Annotated in this window: 14 protein-coding genes; 8 read left to right on the forward strand and 6 right to left on the reverse strand. The window is 40.7% G+C overall.

Annotation, left to right across the window (positions count from 1 at the left end):
* Nucleotides 1-1,451, forward strand: a 1,451-nt coding sequence (locus tag QZ379_RS07860) for a class I tRNA ligase family protein (protein WP_291562790.1), incomplete at its 5' end; no start/stop codon positions are given.
* Nucleotides 1,452-1,664: 213 nt separating this feature from the next.
* Here the strand turns inward: QZ379_RS07860 and QZ379_RS07865 are convergent.
* The 6 genes from QZ379_RS07865 to QZ379_RS07890 form a co-directional block, all read right to left on the reverse strand.
* On the reverse strand, nt 1,665-2,663 hold the full coding sequence (locus QZ379_RS07865) for an MBL fold metallo-hydrolase (protein ID WP_291562791.1): 999 nt from the start codon (nt 2,661-2,663) through the stop codon (nt 1,665-1,667).
* An 88-nt stretch (nt 2,664-2,751) separates the two neighbouring features.
* Nucleotides 2,752-3,201, reverse strand: coding sequence for a hypothetical protein (locus QZ379_RS07870; RefSeq protein WP_291562794.1), 450 nt, complete (start codon nt 3,199-3,201; stop codon nt 2,752-2,754).
* Between the two features lie 61 nt (nt 3,202-3,262).
* A complete protein-coding gene (locus tag QZ379_RS07875; protein WP_291562798.1) occupies nt 3,263-4,246 on the reverse strand; it encodes a DUF6340 family protein in 984 nt (327 codons plus the stop codon).
* A 136-nt stretch (nt 4,247-4,382) separates the two neighbouring features.
* Nucleotides 4,383-7,676 (reverse strand): preprotein translocase subunit SecA, encoded by a 3,294-nt coding sequence (secA, locus tag QZ379_RS07880; RefSeq protein ID WP_291562800.1) that lies wholly within the window; start codon nt 7,674-7,676, stop codon nt 4,383-4,385.
* A gap of 99 nt (nt 7,677-7,775) precedes the next feature.
* Nucleotides 7,776-9,359 carry an alkaline phosphatase family protein gene (locus QZ379_RS07885; protein ID WP_291562803.1) on the reverse strand — a complete coding sequence of 528 codons (1,584 nt, stop codon included), beginning with the start codon at nt 9,357-9,359 and terminating at the stop codon, nt 7,776-7,778.
* Nucleotides 9,356-10,537: a DUF4105 domain-containing protein gene (locus QZ379_RS07890; protein WP_291562806.1), complete on the reverse strand. Its 1,182-nt coding sequence runs from the start codon at nt 10,535-10,537 to the stop codon at nt 9,356-9,358. The genes QZ379_RS07885 and QZ379_RS07890 overlap by 4 nt, the downstream gene beginning before the upstream one ends.
* Before the next feature lie 135 nt (nt 10,538-10,672).
* On the opposite strand from QZ379_RS07890, the gene QZ379_RS07895 reads away from it, so the two are divergent.
* The 7 genes from QZ379_RS07895 to QZ379_RS07925 form a co-directional block, all read left to right on the forward strand.
* Nucleotides 10,673-11,398 (forward strand): type III pantothenate kinase, encoded by a 726-nt coding sequence (locus QZ379_RS07895; protein WP_291562809.1) that lies wholly within the window; start codon nt 10,673-10,675, stop codon nt 11,396-11,398.
* Between the two features lie 37 nt (nt 11,399-11,435).
* Entirely contained in the window at nt 11,436-12,680 is a 1,245-nt protein-coding gene (locus tag QZ379_RS07900; RefSeq protein ID WP_291562812.1) for an outer membrane beta-barrel protein, read from the forward strand.
* A 37-nt stretch (nt 12,681-12,717) separates the two neighbouring features.
* The gene (locus tag QZ379_RS07905) at nt 12,718-14,079 is read left to right on the forward strand and encodes a hypothetical protein (protein ID WP_291562815.1); all 1,362 of its coding nucleotides are present in this window, start codon (nt 12,718-12,720) and stop codon (nt 14,077-14,079) included.
* 5 nt (nt 14,080-14,084) lie between these two features.
* Complete coding sequence (lptC, locus tag QZ379_RS07910) at nt 14,085-14,714, forward strand: LPS export ABC transporter periplasmic protein LptC (protein ID WP_291562818.1); 630 nt, start codon at nt 14,085-14,087, stop codon at nt 14,712-14,714.
* Nucleotides 14,715-14,756: 42 nt separating this feature from the next.
* Complete coding sequence (locus QZ379_RS07915; protein WP_291562820.1) at nt 14,757-16,013, forward strand: hemolysin family protein; 1,257 nt, start codon at nt 14,757-14,759, stop codon at nt 16,011-16,013.
* 97 nt (nt 16,014-16,110) lie between these two features.
* Nucleotides 16,111-18,246, forward strand: a complete 2,136-nt coding sequence (locus QZ379_RS07920; protein ID WP_291562823.1) for a peptidylprolyl isomerase — start codon at nt 16,111-16,113, stop codon at nt 18,244-18,246.
* Between the two features lie 200 nt (nt 18,247-18,446).
* Nucleotides 18,447-18,643 (forward strand): bL21 family ribosomal protein (locus tag QZ379_RS07925; protein ID WP_291562825.1); only part of this gene is annotated, 197 nt, incomplete at its 3' end.

Below are 18,643 nucleotides of genomic sequence, written 5' to 3' on the forward strand. Positions count from 1 at the left end.
ACTGGATGGAGAACATCAAGGACTGGTGTATCAGCCGTCAGTTGTGGTGGGGACACAGAATCCCGGCTTACTTCTTGCCTCAGGGCGGATTCGTAGTGGCAGAAACAGCTGAAGAAGCTTTGAGACTTGCCATCGAGAAGACAGGAAACAAGGATATGAAGATTGAAGACCTGCGTCAGGACGAGGACTGTCTGGATACATGGTTCTCTTCATGGTTGTGGCCTATCTCTTTGTTCGACGGAATCAACAATCCCGGCAATGAAGAAATCAAATACTACTACCCTACTGCCGACCTTGTAACAGGACCGGACATTATCTTCTTCTGGGTAGCACGTATGATTATGGCAGGATATGAATACATGGGCGACATGCCTTTCAAGAACGTTTACTTCACAGGTATCGTACGTGATAAAATCGGTCGCAAGATGTCCAAGTCACTCGGTAACTCGCCTGATCCGCTTGAACTGATTGAGAAATATGGTGCCGACGGTGTTCGTATGGGTATGATGCTTGCAGCTCCTGCAGGAAACGATATTTTGTTTGACGACGCTCTCTGCGAACAGGGACGTAACTTCAACAACAAGATATGGAATGCATTCCGTCTGGTTAAGGGATGGAACGTAGAAGGCAACGAACAGCCTGAATATGCACGCCTGGCAACAGAATGGTTCGAGGCTATGCTTGCAAAAACAGCGGCAGAGGTAAACGACCTGTTCGGCAAATATCGTCTGAGCGAGGCTCTTATGGTGGTTTACAAACTGTTCTGGGACGAATTCTCAAGCTGGAATCTTGAAATGGTGAAACCTGCATACGGACAGCCTATCGACTGTGTGACTTACGAAAAGACTTTGAGTTTCTTCGATACACTGCTCAAGCTTCTGCATTCGTTCATGCCATTCATCACTGAAGAGTTGTGGCAGCACATCTACGACCGCAAGGATGGCGAAAGCATCATGACTCAGACTCTTAATATGACAGAAACTTACGATGAAACTATCATCAACAAGTTTGAAGCTGTAAAAGAAGTTATAGGTGGTATCCGTACTATCAGACTTCAGAAGAACATTGCTCAGAAAGAGGCTCTGAATCTTGAAGTGGTTGGAGAAAGCCCTGTAGCAGACTTCAATGCTGTGATAGAGAAATTGTGTAACCTGTCTGCAATAGCACAGGTAGATGCCAAGGCAGAAGGTGCAGCTTCGTTCATGGTTGGAACAACTGAATATGCAGTTCCTCTCGGAAATCTGATTAACGTGGAAGAAGAGCTTAAGAAACTTGAAGCAGACCTGAAATATCAGGAAGGATTCCTTATGAGCGTAATGAAGAAGCTAAGCAACGAGAAGTTTGTAAGCAAGGCTCCGGCTAACGTTATTGAAATGGAACGCAAGAAACAGGCTGATGCAGAAACCAAGATTGCAGCACTGAAAGAAAGCATCTCTGCTCTGAAAAAATAACTGCTGAACAGTGAATGAACACTATATGAACGAAAAAAGAACAGCTTTTGGCTGTTCTTTTTTTATTTTAGGGAGCTTTTAAACGCTATTTAAATGGTGTTTAAATGGTATTTAAAAGCACTTTAAAAGAATCTTATATCAGCCATCGCATAATTCATTCTGCGTTCATTAAGCGTTCACCGGACGTTCATTGGGGAATCATTTAAATAGATTTTATCTGATATGATGAAGCTTAATCACCTCACCTAACTCAGGAATAATGACATCCATACTCCTCTTTTCAGCCTCAGCTGCAAAAACATGAGGAGGGTCGAACAGAGGTTCGTCCGAAAGGTCGAATGTTCCGTAATGCATAGGTATCGTCACACGCGCCCCCATTTCTGCTGAAGCAGTAAGAGCATCGTACGGTGATATATGGTTTGGTTTCATAAACCAGCGTGGCTTATATGCACCTATTCCTATCATACAATAGTCAATATGTGGAAAGATTTCAGGCAATTCCTTGAAATGATGTGCATAGCCCGTATCACCACTGTTGTATATGGTTATTCCGTCTGCCTGTATCATAAATGCCCCCCAAAGACGTTCTCCGCCATCACTCACTCCTCTCTTGCTCCAATGCTGAGCCGGAAGGAAAGTAAGACATAGCCCTTCGTCCTTATGCTGCTGATACCAACCGGCCTCAATCACCTCCATATCCGGAAACCATCCCTTAATAAATCTGCCCGTTCCTATTCCACAGAATAGTTTCATACCCGGATTTTCCGAGAAAAGTCGTGCCACACTCAGTTTGTCAAGATGGTCGAAATGGTCATGGCTGATAAGCAGATAGTCTATATTCTTAAAGACAGAAGGATTGGCAGGAAAGGTACTGCGTCTTTTTACAAAAGGAATGCTTCCAAACACAGGATCTATCATAAAACGTTTTCCGCCAAGCTGAAGGAAAAACGAATTATGTCCGAGCCATATCAGAGCATTACCTGTAGCAGCATCAAGGTCATGAAGGTATTTTACTTTCGGTGTCCACTTTATGCTGCGTTTCTCCTTTCTCTGAGGATTGGGCGAGAACCGCCATTTCAATATGTTCCCCACTCCGGGACGCCATCTGTGCTGACGGTTAAAGAACTTACCTTTAACGGAAGGATTACCGCGCCATCGTGGGTTTACTGTGTGTAATTGCTCATTTCTTCTAAACGATATCCTTTCTCCCATATACTTCGAATAAATATAAAACAAAAGCCGGGGAAAGACTTCTGATGCAAAAGCATTGTGTCTTACCCCGACCGTCACAATATCTTCATTATTTCTCCAAGAGTTCTTTCAGGAAAGCATCGAGTTCCTCGTCAAGTCCCTTCAGAAGCTCGTCGTTAAGCAAAAGAGTGTCCTCATCGTCAACCAACATCAATTCAGCAACCGTTTCCTTGTCATCATCAACCAACACAAAAGAATATGGTTTCATCAAAGACAGTTTCTCGAAATATCCCTGGTCGCTCAATGCAACAATCTCCGAACGCAAAAGCGGTTCAACTTCCGCAATGAAGTTTTCCGAATCGCATTCCACCCATTCGTCTATTATGGTACGCGCCAATTCTTCATCGTCATCGTTAAAAATCAGAAGTTCGCCACTGTCCTGTTTCGGCTGCAGATGAATATCTGTAACTACAGTATTTTCATCTCCCGATACATATCGACATAATGCTTCTCTAATGGATGACGATATGGCTGCACGTGTTTTTTCGCTAACATTCATAGGCATAAAATATTTATTACCTCAAAATTACTAAAAATTATAATGTTTCAAAACAAACAGGTCAAAAATTGTTATTAAAACGTCCCATTTGAACATTCAGTTTACCCAATTCGTCTTTCCTTTTCATAAACTGAGGTATATAGTACTTCAGCACCATTTCTTCCTCAGAACCAGTCTTGACACAATCGGATGCCTTTTTCAGCCATTCCTCTGCTTTATCCATATCGGCTGTCATCTCGTACGAGAGTGCAATATTGTAGGCAGCCCTGAACTTGGCATTGCCTTTCTTCAGACGGTTATAAACCTGGGTCCACAACCCTCGCGCAGCGTCCCAATTCCCTTCGTTTACATATACTCCCGCATCACGCATTTCAACTCCACCGCCGTCAAAATACAATCTGTTTACAGTCTGCCAGTATGGAACTATCTTATTGCTTATAACAGACGTTGCATGCCTTGTAGCCTCCTCTATCACTTCTTTTTCCGATACTCTGTAACCCATGTCGAAATACAAAGAATCGGTAGCAGTAAGCTCTACCAATGGTTTCTGTCGTCCCGGTATATACAATCTGACTATAGGTGTTACCTGAACCTGCAAGACAGGAATTGAAACGTCCCATCCGGGATTAGTATATTCTTTCTTTTCAACATCGAGAAGCAGTCTTTCAAAAGACACCAACATGTCTACTCCCAACATTGAAGAAAGTTCATTTACTTCATCTGCAGTAAGAACGGTCGAAAAATCATCTGCACACAGAGCAGAATCACATATTACAACCTGATTAAAGAACTTGCTGTCAGCAAGCGAGCCGGCCAAAGCCTCTGCTGCACTCTTTCCCTCAGCGTCAATCATTCCCAGTGTCAGTATATTCTTCTTCGATTTCGGACGTGAAGGCATATTATTTACAACTCCTACAACAGAAACCTGATATGGGAAATTAACTTGGGCCGGAGCCAACTGGTCGAAAGTAAGTGTCTGTATGGAACTGCATGATGAAATGAGAACACTTACAAGCATGACGATATAAAGGGCATATTTCTTCATAATATGTACAGTTTTAGTCTGTACAAAATTAATATATTTCTGAATATTATGAAGTTAAAAGGTAATAAAGGTATAATAATAAAGGCCGTCCCTTTGTTAAGAGACGACCTTTTAAACATGTATTTTATTAAAATTCTTATACTTTTCCGTGACAGTTCTTATATTTCAACCCACTTCCGCAAGGACATGGATCGTTTCTGCCAACTGTTTTTTCTGCTTTATAAGGCTCATTTTTAACCTCTCTGGTATCTTTACCGGCAGCACTCTGCTGAGAAGCATCATTGAGGTCAACCTTTTCTTCCTTATACTGCTGTTTTCTTGGAGCCGGTTCCGGAGCAGCCTCACGAACCTGTTCCGGTTCCTGCACAGGTATCTGACCACGCATCAATACAGAAATTGTATTATTGTTGATTTTGGCAACCATATTGTCAAACAGTTTCACAGACTCAAGTTTGAAAATCAACAATGGGTCTTTCTGTTCATAGCTTGCATTCTGTACGGAATGTTTAAGTTCGTCAAGTTCGCGAAGATTTTCCTTCCATGCCTCATCTATAGTATGAAGAAGAATAGCCTTTTCGAAAGCCTTCACGATTTCTTTTGATTCAGACTCATAAGCAGCCTTCAAGTTGACAGGAATATTATACATACGTTTGCCGTCTGTAATAGGAATCATAATGTTTTCATACATCTGTCCCTGATTTTCATATACCTGTTTTATTACCGGATTGGCAATCTGAGCCATACGGTCAGTCTTACGCTTGAAGATTTCCATTGCAGCATCGAATGTTCTTTCAGTAAGTTCATTCTTATCTTTTGAAGTAAATTCATCTTCAGTGAACGGAGTTTCCATTGCAAGAGTCTGGAGTATTTCCATCTTGGCTTCAGAGTAAGTAGCCATATCCAGGGCATTGGCACAGCGTTCCCAAATCATATTAACGATATCCATACCGATACGTTCACCCATCAATGCATGACGACGTTTTGTATAAACCACATTACGCTGCTTGTTCATAACATCATCATATTCAAGCAAACGCTTACGGATACCGAAGTTGTTTTCTTCTACCTTCTTCTGTGCACGTTCGATAGAATTTGAAATCATCTTATGCTCAATCATTTCTCCTTCCTTGAAACCAAGTTTATCCATTACAGACGCGATACGGTCGGAAGAGAACAGACGCATCAAATCGTCTTCAAGAGAAACAAAGAATACTGAAGAACCCGGGTCACCCTGACGTCCTGCACGACCACGCAACTGACGGTCTACACGACGTGATTCGTGACGTTCTGTACCTATAATAGCCAAACCTCCGGCAGCCTTAACCTCGTCGCTCAACTTGATGTCGGTACCACGACCGGCCATGTTGGTAGCAATAGTTACTGTACGTCCCAAACCGGCTTTAGCTACGATGTCCGCTTCTTTCTGATGCAACTTGGCATTAAGTACGTTATGTTCAATCTTACGGAGAGTAAGCATCTTGCTCAACATTTCAGAGATTTCAACCGATGTTGTACCGACCAATACAGGACGACCCATTTCTACCATCTTTTCAATCTCTTCGATAACAGCTTTATATTTTTCGCGCTTAGTCTTATAAACGCGGTCGTTCATATCCTTACGTGCGATTGGACGGTTAGTAGGAATAGTTACAACATCGAGTTTGTAGATATCCCAGAATTCGCCTGCTTCTGTTTCTGCAGTACCTGTCATACCTGACAGTTTGTGATACATACGGAAGTAGTTCTGAAGTGTGATAGTAGCAAATGTCTGTGTAGCAGCTTCAACCTTAACACCTTCCTTAGCTTCGACAGCCTGATGCAAACCGTCGCTCCAACGACGACCGTCCATGATACGTCCTGTCTGCTCATCGACGATTTTAACCTGTCCGTCCATCACAACATAGTCAGTATCCTTTTCGAACATTGTATATGCCTTAAGCAACTGATTTATTGTATGTACACGTTCAGACTTGATAGCATAGTTAGTCATCAGTTCGTCTTTCTTAGCCAACTTTTCTTCGTCTGTCAAAGATGTTTCGTTTTCAAGTTCAGACAACTGTGCTGCTATATCAGGAAGAACGAAGAGTGTAGGGTCCTGAGAATTACCTGTGATAAGTTCGATACCCTTATCAGTAAGGTCGGCACTCTTCATCTTTTCATCAATTACGAAATAAAGAGGTTCTACAGCCTCAGGCATACGCTTGTTGTTTGCTTCCATATAGATAGCCTCAGTCTTCAGCATACCAGCCTTAATACCCGGTTCGCTGAGGAACTTGATGAGAGGTTTGTTCTTTGGAAGAGCCTTATGGCTACGGAACAATGAAAGGAAACCTTCTTCCACTTCTTCCTTCTTGTCGGAAGCGATAAGACGTTTTGCATCTGCCAGATACTGAGTAGCAAGCTTGCGCTGTGCCTCAACCAGACGTTCTACCAACGGACGAAGAACTTCGAACAGCTGCTGGTCACCCTTTGGGACAGGACCGGAAATGATAAGCGGAGTACGGGCATCGTCAATCAATACAGAGTCTACCTCGTCGACAATTGCAAAGTTATGTTTGCGCTGTACAAGGTCCTTAGGGCTGTTAGCCATATTGTCGCGCAAATAGTCGAAACCGAACTCATTGTTTGTACCGAATGTGATATCAGCCATATATGCACGACGACGTGCAGCAGAGTTTGGCTGATGCTTATCGATACAGTCAACGCTCAATCCATGAAACATATAGAGAGGTCCCATCCATTCAGAGTCACGTTTCGCAAGGTAGTCGTTCACAGTAACGACGTGTACACCATTACCGGTCAATGCATTAAGGAAGACAGGCAATGTAGCTACAAGTGTCTTACCTTCACCTGTTGCCATTTCCGCAATTTTTCCCTGATGAAGAACAACACCACCGAAGAGCTGTACATCGTAGTGAATCATTCCCCATTTCATATCGTTACCACCTGCTACCCAATGGTTCTGCCATATAGCATTGTCGCCTTCAATGCGTACAAAGTCTTTTCCCATAGCAGCCAGTTCACGGTCGAAATCAGTAGCAGTAACTTCTATTTCTTCGTTCTGAGTGAAACGTCTTGCTGTATCTTTTACGATAGAGAAAGCAACCGGAAGCACATCATTAAGTGCTTTTTCGTATTTTTCGAGTACTTCTTTCTCCAATTTATCTATCTGTGCAAAGATAGGTTCACGTTTTTCAATGTCTGTAGTTTCGATTGTAGCCTTCAGTTCTTCAATCTTCTTGTTTTCAGCAACGGCAGAATCTTTGATATACTTTTTAAGTTCTTCCGTTTTGGCACGCAGTTCATCATTACTCAGCTTCTCTATTTCAGGGTATGCTGCTTTAATTTTTTCTACCCATGGCTGGATTTCCTTCATGTCGCGAGAAGCTTTGTTCCCGAACAACTTGCTTATAAATTCATTAAATCCCATTATATATTTTATTTTTTATTTACTGATTAATGCCGTTAAATATGTTCAACGGCGTACAAAGATAATTAAAAACGCACAAAATGCGGCAAATACGGACATTTATTTGCGTATTCCTGTCAATGGAGCCGCCACACTTGCATTAGGAGCCCTGATACGCATGAAATGTGCCAGCGTAGGTGCTACAGCTGCCACTTTTACAGGTGAATACAGTATCTCAGGTTTGATATTATACCCGAAAAAGAATACCGGAACCGATGCATAAGCCTCGCGTTCCACTCTAACATTATTGGAATATTCATCTACCACCTTCCACCCCGGCAATATCTCGATATATAAATCGCCGGAACATTTGCGGGTAAATGAGTTTCTGATTTTATCAATCTTTGGATCCCAGGCACCAAGAAGAAGGCGCTGTGACGAATATGCAGAGCGTATGCCACTCATCTGTACAATAAATTCAGACGAGCGGTTCATAACCTCAGTAAGATTCAGGTTCTTATCTTCAATAAGCTTGTGATTCAGATATATCTGATTTCCATAATATGTTTCCACATACTGTCCCTGGCCATATATAGCCATCAGATACATATTAAGCAAGGCTGAACAGCGTTTCAGATGGAACTCCCCTGTCGGTATCCTATATTCCGGCAGGTCTTCAGGTTCGGGAGAACGATAGCCGGTAGAGGTTATAAATATCAATGTATTCTTCAAACCGACCTTCCTATCTACCATATCCAGCAAATCACCTATACTGTTATCCAGGCGTACATACATATCCTGTATCTGCATGGCATATTCAGAATCCGGTTTACCGTCATAATTTCCTGCATAATATCCTAAAGTCAGCAAATCAGGCGTATCATCCAGCCCTGCATTGGTATTATTGAGGAAGACATTCACTAATTTGTTTACCTCATCGTTTACATAAGGGCTTGTCTTGAACTTCTTGTACTTCAAAAGACGTTCGTCTGTGAAATTATGCTTGAAAGTGAGTTGTTTGGTTTCTGTCGTTATATATTTATAAGCCGTAACAGGCAGATAAGGTCCCCATGTTATCTGGTCTATTCTAAAATCAAGGCCGTTACGGTCGTTGAAATTTGTCACCCATTCAGGGAACGCGCCATAATATGTAGTACCACTCCACTTTCCGTTATCATCGTTTATCCAAAACGCACCTTTGGCAGCATGACCGGCCCCCATAATAGCCATTTCCTTTGTAGGAGCTATAGAATAGACATGAGATTCTCCATGGGTAGAAACCATAAGTTCGTCTGCTAAATTCGATACGGAGAGATGCTGAGGTGAAGCGTTTTCAGAAGTGTAAATTCCCATATACGCCTTATCATCGACACTCTTGACTACACAAAGCGTATTTCTGTCCATCCAATTGTTGCCAACTATACCATTATAATAAGGAGAGGTACCAGTATATATAGAAGCTACAGACGACGACTGATCCGGTTTTATAAAATCATATTCGCCATTCACATATACACGTCCTTCCTTGAAAAGACGCTTGAATCCTCTTTCGCCATACATGGCAGAAAAAGCCTCTATATAATCTGTACGCAACTGGTCGATAGTCAATCCTATAACGAACTTCGGCACAGCCGGAACCGTCTGTGCATTAATACCGGATATAACTATGGCAGTAATCAGGGATGTTATTAATTTTTCTTTCATTTCAATTTTCTACAAACTATAGTATGACTCATGGCATTGCACCACAAACCAAGTGCCAAAGGTAACACTGTTAAATTAAATTCCTGCGGTATAACCGGCATTAAGAGCATAAAAAATGTTAAATACACCAAATTAACAATGTGATACCTATCATTATTACGTTTTACGTCATTATAAACCATAAATGATAGATACAACAAAGGTATAGGATTAAACAGGAGAATCATCCAGTTAGAGCCTACAGTAGGGTGTACCGAAAAGAAAAACAGGAAAGAGATAATGCAACCGGCTATACCCTGTGAAAGATATAACACAATATCCCATCCCCAATAAATTTTCTTCTTAAGTACCTGAAGCACTGCAAACAGAACGTTTACAACCAAGAAAGCAATGGCACAAGTCATCGGACTGAAAGGAAATCCCACTTCATCTTCATCACGCTCTGCATTAACTATTACCTCTTCTTTTAATACCAGAGGACGAACTTTCCCGTCCGGTTCTTCTATATAGGCCCTATCTGCAAAAGCTCTCATATAGAAAGGTGAAAACATCTGCCGGCGTATATCTATCGTTTCATCGGCTTCAGCGCCAAGACACAGGTCCATCCCCAACTCTTCCCACTGAAATCCTTTAGTAAATTCATGGACTATACCACGAAAACTTTTCTCCTCTACTGAATCCGGATAAATCACTTTTCCGTCGATACAACGTTCTATCTGGTCGCGTGCTCTTGTGGTACAGTTGTCATAAAAATAATTATACCTGTAGATTCTGTTTTGCGGCTGATAATTCAGGACGAGGAGTTCCAGCAGCCTGTTTTTTTCTTCTTGCGTTAGATTCAGCACCTGCTGATAGACCGATGAACCACGAAACATGTATTCCGCTTCAAATGGTGCAAATTCTGTTATACCCAACTGATAATCAGTTTCCCCCTTTACGAAACGGAATATAAAATTAGGTGTAGAAAAACTGAACATACCATAGTTAAACACCAAATCTCTATTTTGTGTAAAATTCTGATATCGTATGGCAGTATGTCCAAACAGAGAATAGATTTCAGTTCCAGGTGCGCATGTAAGCAAACTAAACTGAATACTGTCGTTTTTCTGTGAATATGATTGCAGACTGATAAGAAGTGACAGCCCTATCAATAATACCCTAAATCTAATAGCAAACATTTTATTAATTTATGTATTTGTAATTTTCAGCGCAAAAATAAGACTAATTATCTATAAATATGAAACAAAACATCTATTTTATTGCTGTAAATTTCTTTTTTTTACTTTACTTTGCACGCAATAAAATTATATATTGTGAATTTAATTATAGACATTGGCAACACAGTAGCAAAACTTGCGGTTTTCGACGGAGATGAACAGGTAGAAATTCTCCGAGGCTCAAACCATTCATTGGACTGTATAAAGATATTATGCCATAAGTATCCTATAGACAGATGCATAATTGCCTCTGTAATAACTCTAAGCAATACCATAAAAAAGCAATTGGCAAATGTCAGCTTTCCGGTATTGACATTAGATTACAAAACTCCTATACCAATCACCAACAAGTACAAAACGCCCGAAACATTAGGTATGGACCGTCTGGCCGCCGTAGTGGGAGCCAATTATCTTATGCCTGACAGAAATCTGCTTGTAATTGATGCCGGCACAGCACTTACCTATGAGTTTATTGATGCCAGTGCAACGTACTGGGGCGGCAACATATCACCAGGCATTTACACCAGATTCAAATCATTGAGCGCATGCTGTGACAAACTTCCTTTAATAGAAAAAGGAGGAGAAGTTCCTGAATTAGGATTCAACACAGAAACAGCTATAAGAGCCGGAGTTATTAAAGGTATTGAATTCGAAATAATAGGCTACATCACTCAATTACAGAAAAAACATCCCGACCTTTTAGTTTTTTTAACTGGCGGAGATAAATTTTCTTTTGATACAAAATTAAAAAGTATCATCTTTGCAGATAGATTTTTAGTTTTAAAAGGTTTAAACAGAATACTGAATTATAATGTCAAATAAAAAGATACTCTTCAGCGTTATTTTTGCAATTGCTTATATGTGCACTTTCGCACAGTCAAGCACAAATTCTCCATACACAAGATTCGGGTTTGGGGACTTGTCAGACCAGGTCTTTACGAGCAATGCAGCCATGGGAGGTGTAGGTAACGCATTGCGCTCAAGCAGACATATCAATCCTATGAATCCGGCTTCATACACTTCTGTAGATTCGCTGTCGTTTATGTTCGACATCGGTTTCAGCATGAAAAGTTCAAACTATGAAGAGAATGGAATAAAAGCAAATGCAAGAAACTCCAGTTTCGACTATCTTGCCATTCAGTTCCGCCTTCATCCAAGATTAGGTATGGCCATCGGGTTTACACCTTTCTCTACAGTGGGTTACAATTTCAGTTCTACCAACAATATTAAGGACGAAGAAGGGAATATAAGCAACACTACAGTAACAAACCGATTTACCGGCAACGGAGGTACAAACCTTGTTTTTGCAGGATTGGGATATAAGATTTTAAAGAACCTGTCATTCGGTGCCAACATAGGATACCTGTACGGAAATCAGGAATATAGTACTACTGCAACACTCAGCAATAACGGTGATTACACTATCAACTATAGAAATCTTAATGTAAAAAGCTATAAACTTGATTTGGGATTACAATACACCCAACCTTTGGACAAGAACAACAGCATAACATTAGGATTGACTTATGGCCTCGGACATAAACTGAATTCTACCGAGGTTACAGGTACACAGGTTACAGACGGCAGCAGCTACAGTTCCACAAATGAAAAGACTGACTACGACGGATATGGCATCCCATCAACATACGGAGTTGGTTTAGCATATCAGTTTAAGAATAATCTTACGGTATGCTTGGATTATACATTGCAGGAATGGTCAAAAGTAAAACTGTCAAACGTGGCAGGAATGTATAACAACAGAAGCAAGATTGCTGCCGGAGTGGAATACACTCCTGATTACATCGGACGAAACTTCTTTAAAAGAATATCATACAGGGTCGGTGCATACTATAACTCACCATACATCAAAATACCAAATGATGTAAACGGAAGTTCTTTCTCTGATGGAGCCAAAGAAATAGGAGTAACAGCCGGTTTAGGTTTCCCACTGTCATTGTTCCAGAGAAAAACAGTATTGAGTATTACAGGTCAGTATGTCAATCTTTCTCCGAGCAACAGCAACCTGATGTCTGAAAACAGGTTTGTTCTGAAAATCGGACTTACACTGAATGAGCCTTGGTTCATGAAGTGGAGAGTTAACTAATCAATTCACACACAATAAACAATTAAATTAATATACGATGAGAATGAAGATGTTTACAATGCTGTGTGCCCTCTCATTAGGTGCAACAGCTACTTTTGCTCAAAAAGGAGTAGAAGACGGTTCTAGATTTGGACATGGTGAAGACAGTATCCGTTGTCTTCAGAACATCAGTATTTATACTGAATATGTTAAAACAGACAACTTCAAGGATGCATACACTCCTTGGAAGGCAGTTTTCACAGAAGCACCTTTCGCACAGGTTGGAACATATACCAACGGCGCTAAAATCCTTCGTGGTTTAATTCAGAGTACAAAAGACGCTGCTCAGCAGAAAGCTTACTTAGACGAACTTATGGCTGTACACGATCAGCGTATCAAGTATCTTGACCAACTTAACAAATTGGTAAGATCTAAATCTACTGAAGGTTCTATTTTAGGTATGAAAGTACACGACTACATCGTATTCTCAGGAAAGAACCTTGATTTGAATCAGGCATACGAATGGGCCAAGAAAGCAGTTGACATGGAGAAAGAAAAATCAGACTACTTCATGTTTCTTGATATGATGGATATGTCATCACGTAAACTGAAAGCTGACGATACCCACAAAGAACAGTTCATCCAGGACTATCTTACTGTTGCAGGATATGCTGACGCTGCATACAATGCAGAGAAGAAAGAAAAGATGAAAAACCTTTTCAAAACAACAAAAGACAACGTAGATGCATATTTCATCAACAGTGGAGCAGCTTCTTGCGAGAACCTGCAGTCAATCTACGGTCCTAAAGTTGCACAGAACAAAACAAATCTTGAATATCTGAAGCAGGTTATTTCTGTAATGCAGCTTTTGAAATGTACTGAAGAAGAAGCATATTTCGAAGCTTCTGAAGCAGCTCATGCTATTGAACCGACTGCTGCTACAGCTGCTGGTTGCGGATACATGTATTACAAGAAAGGCGATTTGGACAAGAGCATAGGTTACTTCGACCAGGCTATCGAACTGGAACAGGACCCTATGAAGAAAGCCGAATACTGCTACAATGCCGGTGTAATCCTTTTCAGCAAGAAACAGCTCAGCCGTGCTAAACAGTACTGCAACAAGGCTATCTCATTCAACAACAATTATGGAGATGCTTATATCCTTATTGCACAGATGTATGCATCAAGCCCTAACTGGAGTGATGAATCAGCTTTGAATAAATGTACATTCTTTGCAGTTATTGACAAGTTGCAACGTGCAAAGAGTGTTGACCCAAGCGTTGCCGACAAAGCTAACGAACTTATCAGAACATATTCTGCCTACACTCCGAAAGATGAAGACTTGTTCTTCCTTGGTTTGAGCAAGGGACACACAGTAACTATCGGTGGATGGATTGGCGAAACAACAACTATCAGATAAAATCTATGTCATATAGACAACACTTTTTCAAAACTAAATATTTTATAAGCATAACAGTTGCCGTATGGGCAACTGTTATGTTTCTTTTTTTCCCATCGTGTGGAAGCAAGGACAAGAAATTAGCTGCAGCTATCGACGAAAAAGACTCCCTGCCCGATATGCACACTACCGGGGTGGTATCTTATGTATCAGACTCAGGTATGATAAGATACAAGATTGTCACAGACGAATGGCTGGTTTTCACAAAGAAGAATCCCCCATACTGGGCATTCGAGAAAGGACTGTACCTTGAGAAATTCGACAGTCTGTTCAGGGTAAACGCCAGCATAAAGGCCGATACAGCATACTATCACGAAAAGAAAGAGATATGGGAACTAAGGGGGAATGTGCATATTCAAAACCAGTTAGGAGATAAATTCGACACCGAACTTCTGTTTTGGGACCAGTCGAAGGAACGAATATATTCTGACAAGTTCATAAAGATAGAACAGGAAGACAAGATTCTGACAGGATATGGCTTCGACTCGAATCAGGAAATGACAGAATATGAAATATTTACACCTACAGGAATTTTCACTGTTGAAGATACAGCTCCGCAAGATACAACAAATGCTATACAAAACACAAACAACTGATAATATACATTATTATATTGTCACCAACTTTATACATAAGAAATGGATATAATCATAGAACTAATTATCACAATGGCGTTTTCTGCATTCTTTTCCGGAATGGAGATAGCCTTTGTGTCTTCAAACAAGCTAAGGTTCGAAATGGAAAAGTCGAATAACTTTTCCACCAAAATCCTGACCGTATTCTACCAGAATCCAAACAATTTTATATCCACTATGCTGGTAGGCAACAACATTGCATTGGTAATATACGGTATATTAATGGCCGAAATAATAGAGAAGCACCTGTTGTATGGAATAATAAAAAGCGAAGCATTGATGGTCGTCGTACAGACTATCATTTCCACACTGATTATATTGATAACCGGGGAATTCATGCCTAAAACCCTGTTCAAAATCAACCCGAACTTTACGCTAAAGATTCTGTGTGTGCCTACATATATCTGTTATCTTGTACTATACCCTATAAGCAGATTTTCTTCTTTCCTTTCCACAAGCATTTTAAGACTGGCCGGAAAGAAGATTAAGAAAGAGGACAGTGAAAAGGCATTTTCAAAAGTCGACCTCGACTATCTGATTGAAAGCAGCATAGACGAATCGCAGAAGGAAAACGAAATAGAGCCTGAAATCCAGATATTCCGCAATGCCCTTGATTTTTCCAGCATCAAGGTAAAAGACTGTATGATTCCACGAACAGAAATCATTGCAGTTGAAACCGGAACACCGAAAAAAGAAATTATGTCGGTTTTCATTGAAAGCGGACTAAGCAAAATCATTGTATATCGCGACAATATAGACAATATCATCGGTTATATCCACTCGTCAGAAATGTTCGGAGCTACCGAAGAATGGGAAAAGAACATAAAATCCATTCCCGTAGTGCCTGAAAGCATGGGGGCAAACAAAGTGATGCAACTCCTTATGCAGCAGAAGAAATCGCTTGCAGTGGTAGTCGACGAATTTGGCGGAACGTCAGGAATCATTTCACTGGAAGACATCGTAGAAGAGCTGCTCGGTGACATCGAGGACGAACATGACAACAAAAATATCGTTGCTAAAGAATTGAATGAGAACGAATACATTTTGTCAGGTCGTCTGGAGATAGAAGAAATAAATGAGAAATTCGACTTAAACCTTCCTGAAAGTGACGAATATCAGACATTGGGAGGATTAATCATAAACGAGTTTCAGAGAATACCTAAACCGCACGAAAAGATTGTGATAGACAGATTTCAGTTCAACATTATCAAGGCTACGAGCACAAAAATCGAGCTTGTAAAGTTGAAAATACAGAAATAAGCATTTTTTTCTACAGAAAATAGCAACTCAAAAACATTTTTCGTATCTTCGTGCGCTAAATACAGAAAAACAATAAACAAAAAAATAATAATTTTAAATGGCAACTTTACAAACTATTAGAAGCAAAGGACCATTATTGGTCATTGTTATCGGTATTGCCCTCTTCGCTTTTATAGCAGGTGACGCTTGGAAAATATTCCAGCCACATCAGGGAAGGCAAGACGTAGGAAAGATTAATGGAGATAAAATCTCCGCACAGGATTACCAGAAACTGGTTGACGAATACACCGAAGTTATCAAACTGACTAACGGACTGTCTTCTCTTAACGAGACACAGTTGGCAAGCGTTAAAGACCAAGTATGGCAATCATACGTCAACAACAAGCTCATAGCTGAACAGGCTGAAGAATTGGGCCTTACAGTTACTGACGCTGAAATCCAGTCAATCATCGACGAAGGTACTCATCCAATGCTGATGAACACTCCGTTCCGCAACCCACAGACAGGTGCATTCGACAAGGATATGCTGAAGAAATTCCTCGTCGATTATTCCAACCTAAGCACAAGCCAGATGCCTGCACAGTATGTAGAATACTATCAAACAATGGGTAACTTCTGGAATTTTGTAGAAAAGACTTTAAGACAGTCTACATTGGCTGAAAAATATCAGAACCTTATCTCAAAATCTCTTATTTCAAACCCTGTAGCTGCAGAAGATGCATTCAAGGCACGTACAGAACAGAGCGACCTTCTTATGGCTGCTGTTCCATATTCTGCTGTAAACGATTCTTTGGTTAAAGTATCTGACGATGAAATCAAGGCACTTTACAAAGAAAGAAAAGAACAGTTCAAGCAGTTGACTGAAACTCGTAACATCCGTTTCGTAGATGTACAGGTATTGCCTTCAGACGCTGACAGAAAAGCTGTATTGGATGAAGTAACTGAATATAGCGAACAGCTGAACAACACAACTGCAGACTTCGGTACATTCGTACGTTCTACAGGTTCAGCAGTATCATATTCTGATATTCCTGTAAACAAATCAGTTCTTCCTTCAGACGTTGTAGCACGTCTTGACTCTATCGGTATGAACGAAGTGTTCGGTCCATACTACAGCCAGGCAGACGATTCATACAACGCTTTCAAGATTATAGCAAAGGTAAACGCTCCTGACTCTATCCAGTTCCGTCAAATTCAGGTTTACGCTGATACTGAAGAAAAGACAAAGACTCTTACAGACAGTATCTACGATGCTATCAAGGGTGGAGCAAGCTTCGAAGAAACAGCTAAGGTTTATGGCCAGACAGGCGAAGCTACATGGGTTAGCGCTTCTTCATGGGAAGGCGGACAGCTGAACACTGAAAACGAAACATTCATCAAGACTCTTATCAGCCAGTCTGTAAACGAAATCGCTAAACTGAACATCGGTCAGGCTAATGTAATCCTGCAGGTTATGAACAAGAAGAGCATGCAGGAAAAATACAAAGTGGCTGTTATCAAACGTAACGTAGAATTCAGCAACGATACATACAACGATGCTTACAACAAGTTCAGCCAGTTCGTAGCTCAGAGCACAACTATAGACGAACTTGAAAAGAATGCAGAAGAATACGGATACACAGTTATTCCTCGCACTGACTTCTCTTCTTCTGAACACTATGTAGGCGGTGTTCCTTCAACTAAGGAAGTTATCCGCTGGATATTCGGTGCTAAGGAAGGTGAAGTTTCTCCATTGTACGAATGTGGAAACAACGACCATATCATGGTAGTAGCACTTGACAGAATCAATCCTGTAGGCTATCGCAACATCAACTCTGTAGCTGATATGCTTCGCAGCGAAATCCGTCGTGACAAAAAAGCTGAACTTATCATGGCCGACATGAAATCATGCACTTCTATCGACCAGGCTAAAGCTGTCAAGAACGCAGTAAGCGACACAGTTAAGCACGTAACATTCTCTGCTCCTGCATACATTTCTATGACAAGAGGAAGCGAACCTGTTATCGGTGCTGTTGCATCAAAAACTGCAGTAAATGCTACAAGCGCAGCTGTAAAGGGTAATGCCGGTGTTTATATGGTACAGGTATTAAGCAAGGACAACGGTTCTGAAAAGCTTGATGTCAAGTCAGAAGAAACTACTCTGACAAACATGTATGCAAGATTTGCTACACAGTTCATCAACGACCTTTATCAGAAGGCAGAAGTTGTTGACAACCGTTACTTATATTTCTAATAATAAGGTACGATTCAATATACGGAAGTGTGGTATGCCCGACCGGACATACCACACTTTTTTTATGCTTTCTGAATCATCCGAAACTGTTATTACTGAAAAACAGAGGTTTATATAAAAAATAACAGTCAAACTATTGATTATATAAAGTATTTGAAGTATCTTTGCAGCCGATTTTAGTCCGCGGAGGTAAACAAGTGATTGCCGGAAGCAGTCCACCTTACGGAAGAAACCCGTTTAATAATTATAATAAAATGTACGTAATCGTAGAAATTAACGGTCAGCAGTTCAAAGCTGAAGAAGGCAAAAAACTGTTTGTACACCACATCCAAAATGCAGAAAACGGTACAACAGTAGAATTCGACAAGGTTCTTTTGGTAGACAAAGACGGAAACAT

The sequence above is a fragment of the Bacteroides sp. genome (genome assembly GCF_019417265.1).
Taxonomy (GTDB): domain Bacteria; phylum Bacteroidota; class Bacteroidia; order Bacteroidales; family Bacteroidaceae; genus Phocaeicola.

Bases quoted from the DNA above. Each gene is read 5' to 3' on its own strand.
- QZ379_RS07885 (WP_291562803.1), bottom strand. From the start codon at position 9,359: ATGAAAGAAAAATTAATAACATCCCTGATTACTGCCATAGTTATATCC.
- QZ379_RS07890 (WP_291562806.1), bottom strand. From the start codon at position 10,537: ATGTTTGCTATTAGATTTAGGGTATTATTGATAGGGCTGTCACTTCTT.
- QZ379_RS07870 (WP_291562794.1), bottom strand. From the start codon at position 3,201: ATGAATGTTAGCGAAAAAACACGTGCAGCCATATCGTCATCCATTAGA.
- QZ379_RS07920 (WP_291562823.1), top strand. From the start codon at position 16,111: ATGGCAACTTTACAAACTATTAGAAGCAAAGGACCATTATTGGTCATT.
- secA (WP_291562800.1), bottom strand. From the start codon at position 7,676: ATGGGATTTAATGAATTTATAAGCAAGTTGTTCGGGAACAAAGCTTCT.
- QZ379_RS07915 (WP_291562820.1), top strand. From the start codon at position 14,757: ATGGATATAATCATAGAACTAATTATCACAATGGCGTTTTCTGCATTC.
- QZ379_RS07875 (WP_291562798.1), bottom strand. From the start codon at position 4,246: ATGAAGAAATATGCCCTTTATATCGTCATGCTTGTAAGTGTTCTCATT.
- QZ379_RS07865 (WP_291562791.1), bottom strand. From the start codon at position 2,663: ATGGGAGAAAGGATATCGTTTAGAAGAAATGAGCAATTACACACAGTA.
- QZ379_RS07900 (WP_291562812.1), top strand. From the start codon at position 11,436: ATGTGCACTTTCGCACAGTCAAGCACAAATTCTCCATACACAAGATTC.
- QZ379_RS07905 (WP_291562815.1), top strand. From the start codon at position 12,718: ATGAGAATGAAGATGTTTACAATGCTGTGTGCCCTCTCATTAGGTGCA.
- lptC (WP_291562818.1), top strand. From the start codon at position 14,085: ATGTCATATAGACAACACTTTTTCAAAACTAAATATTTTATAAGCATA.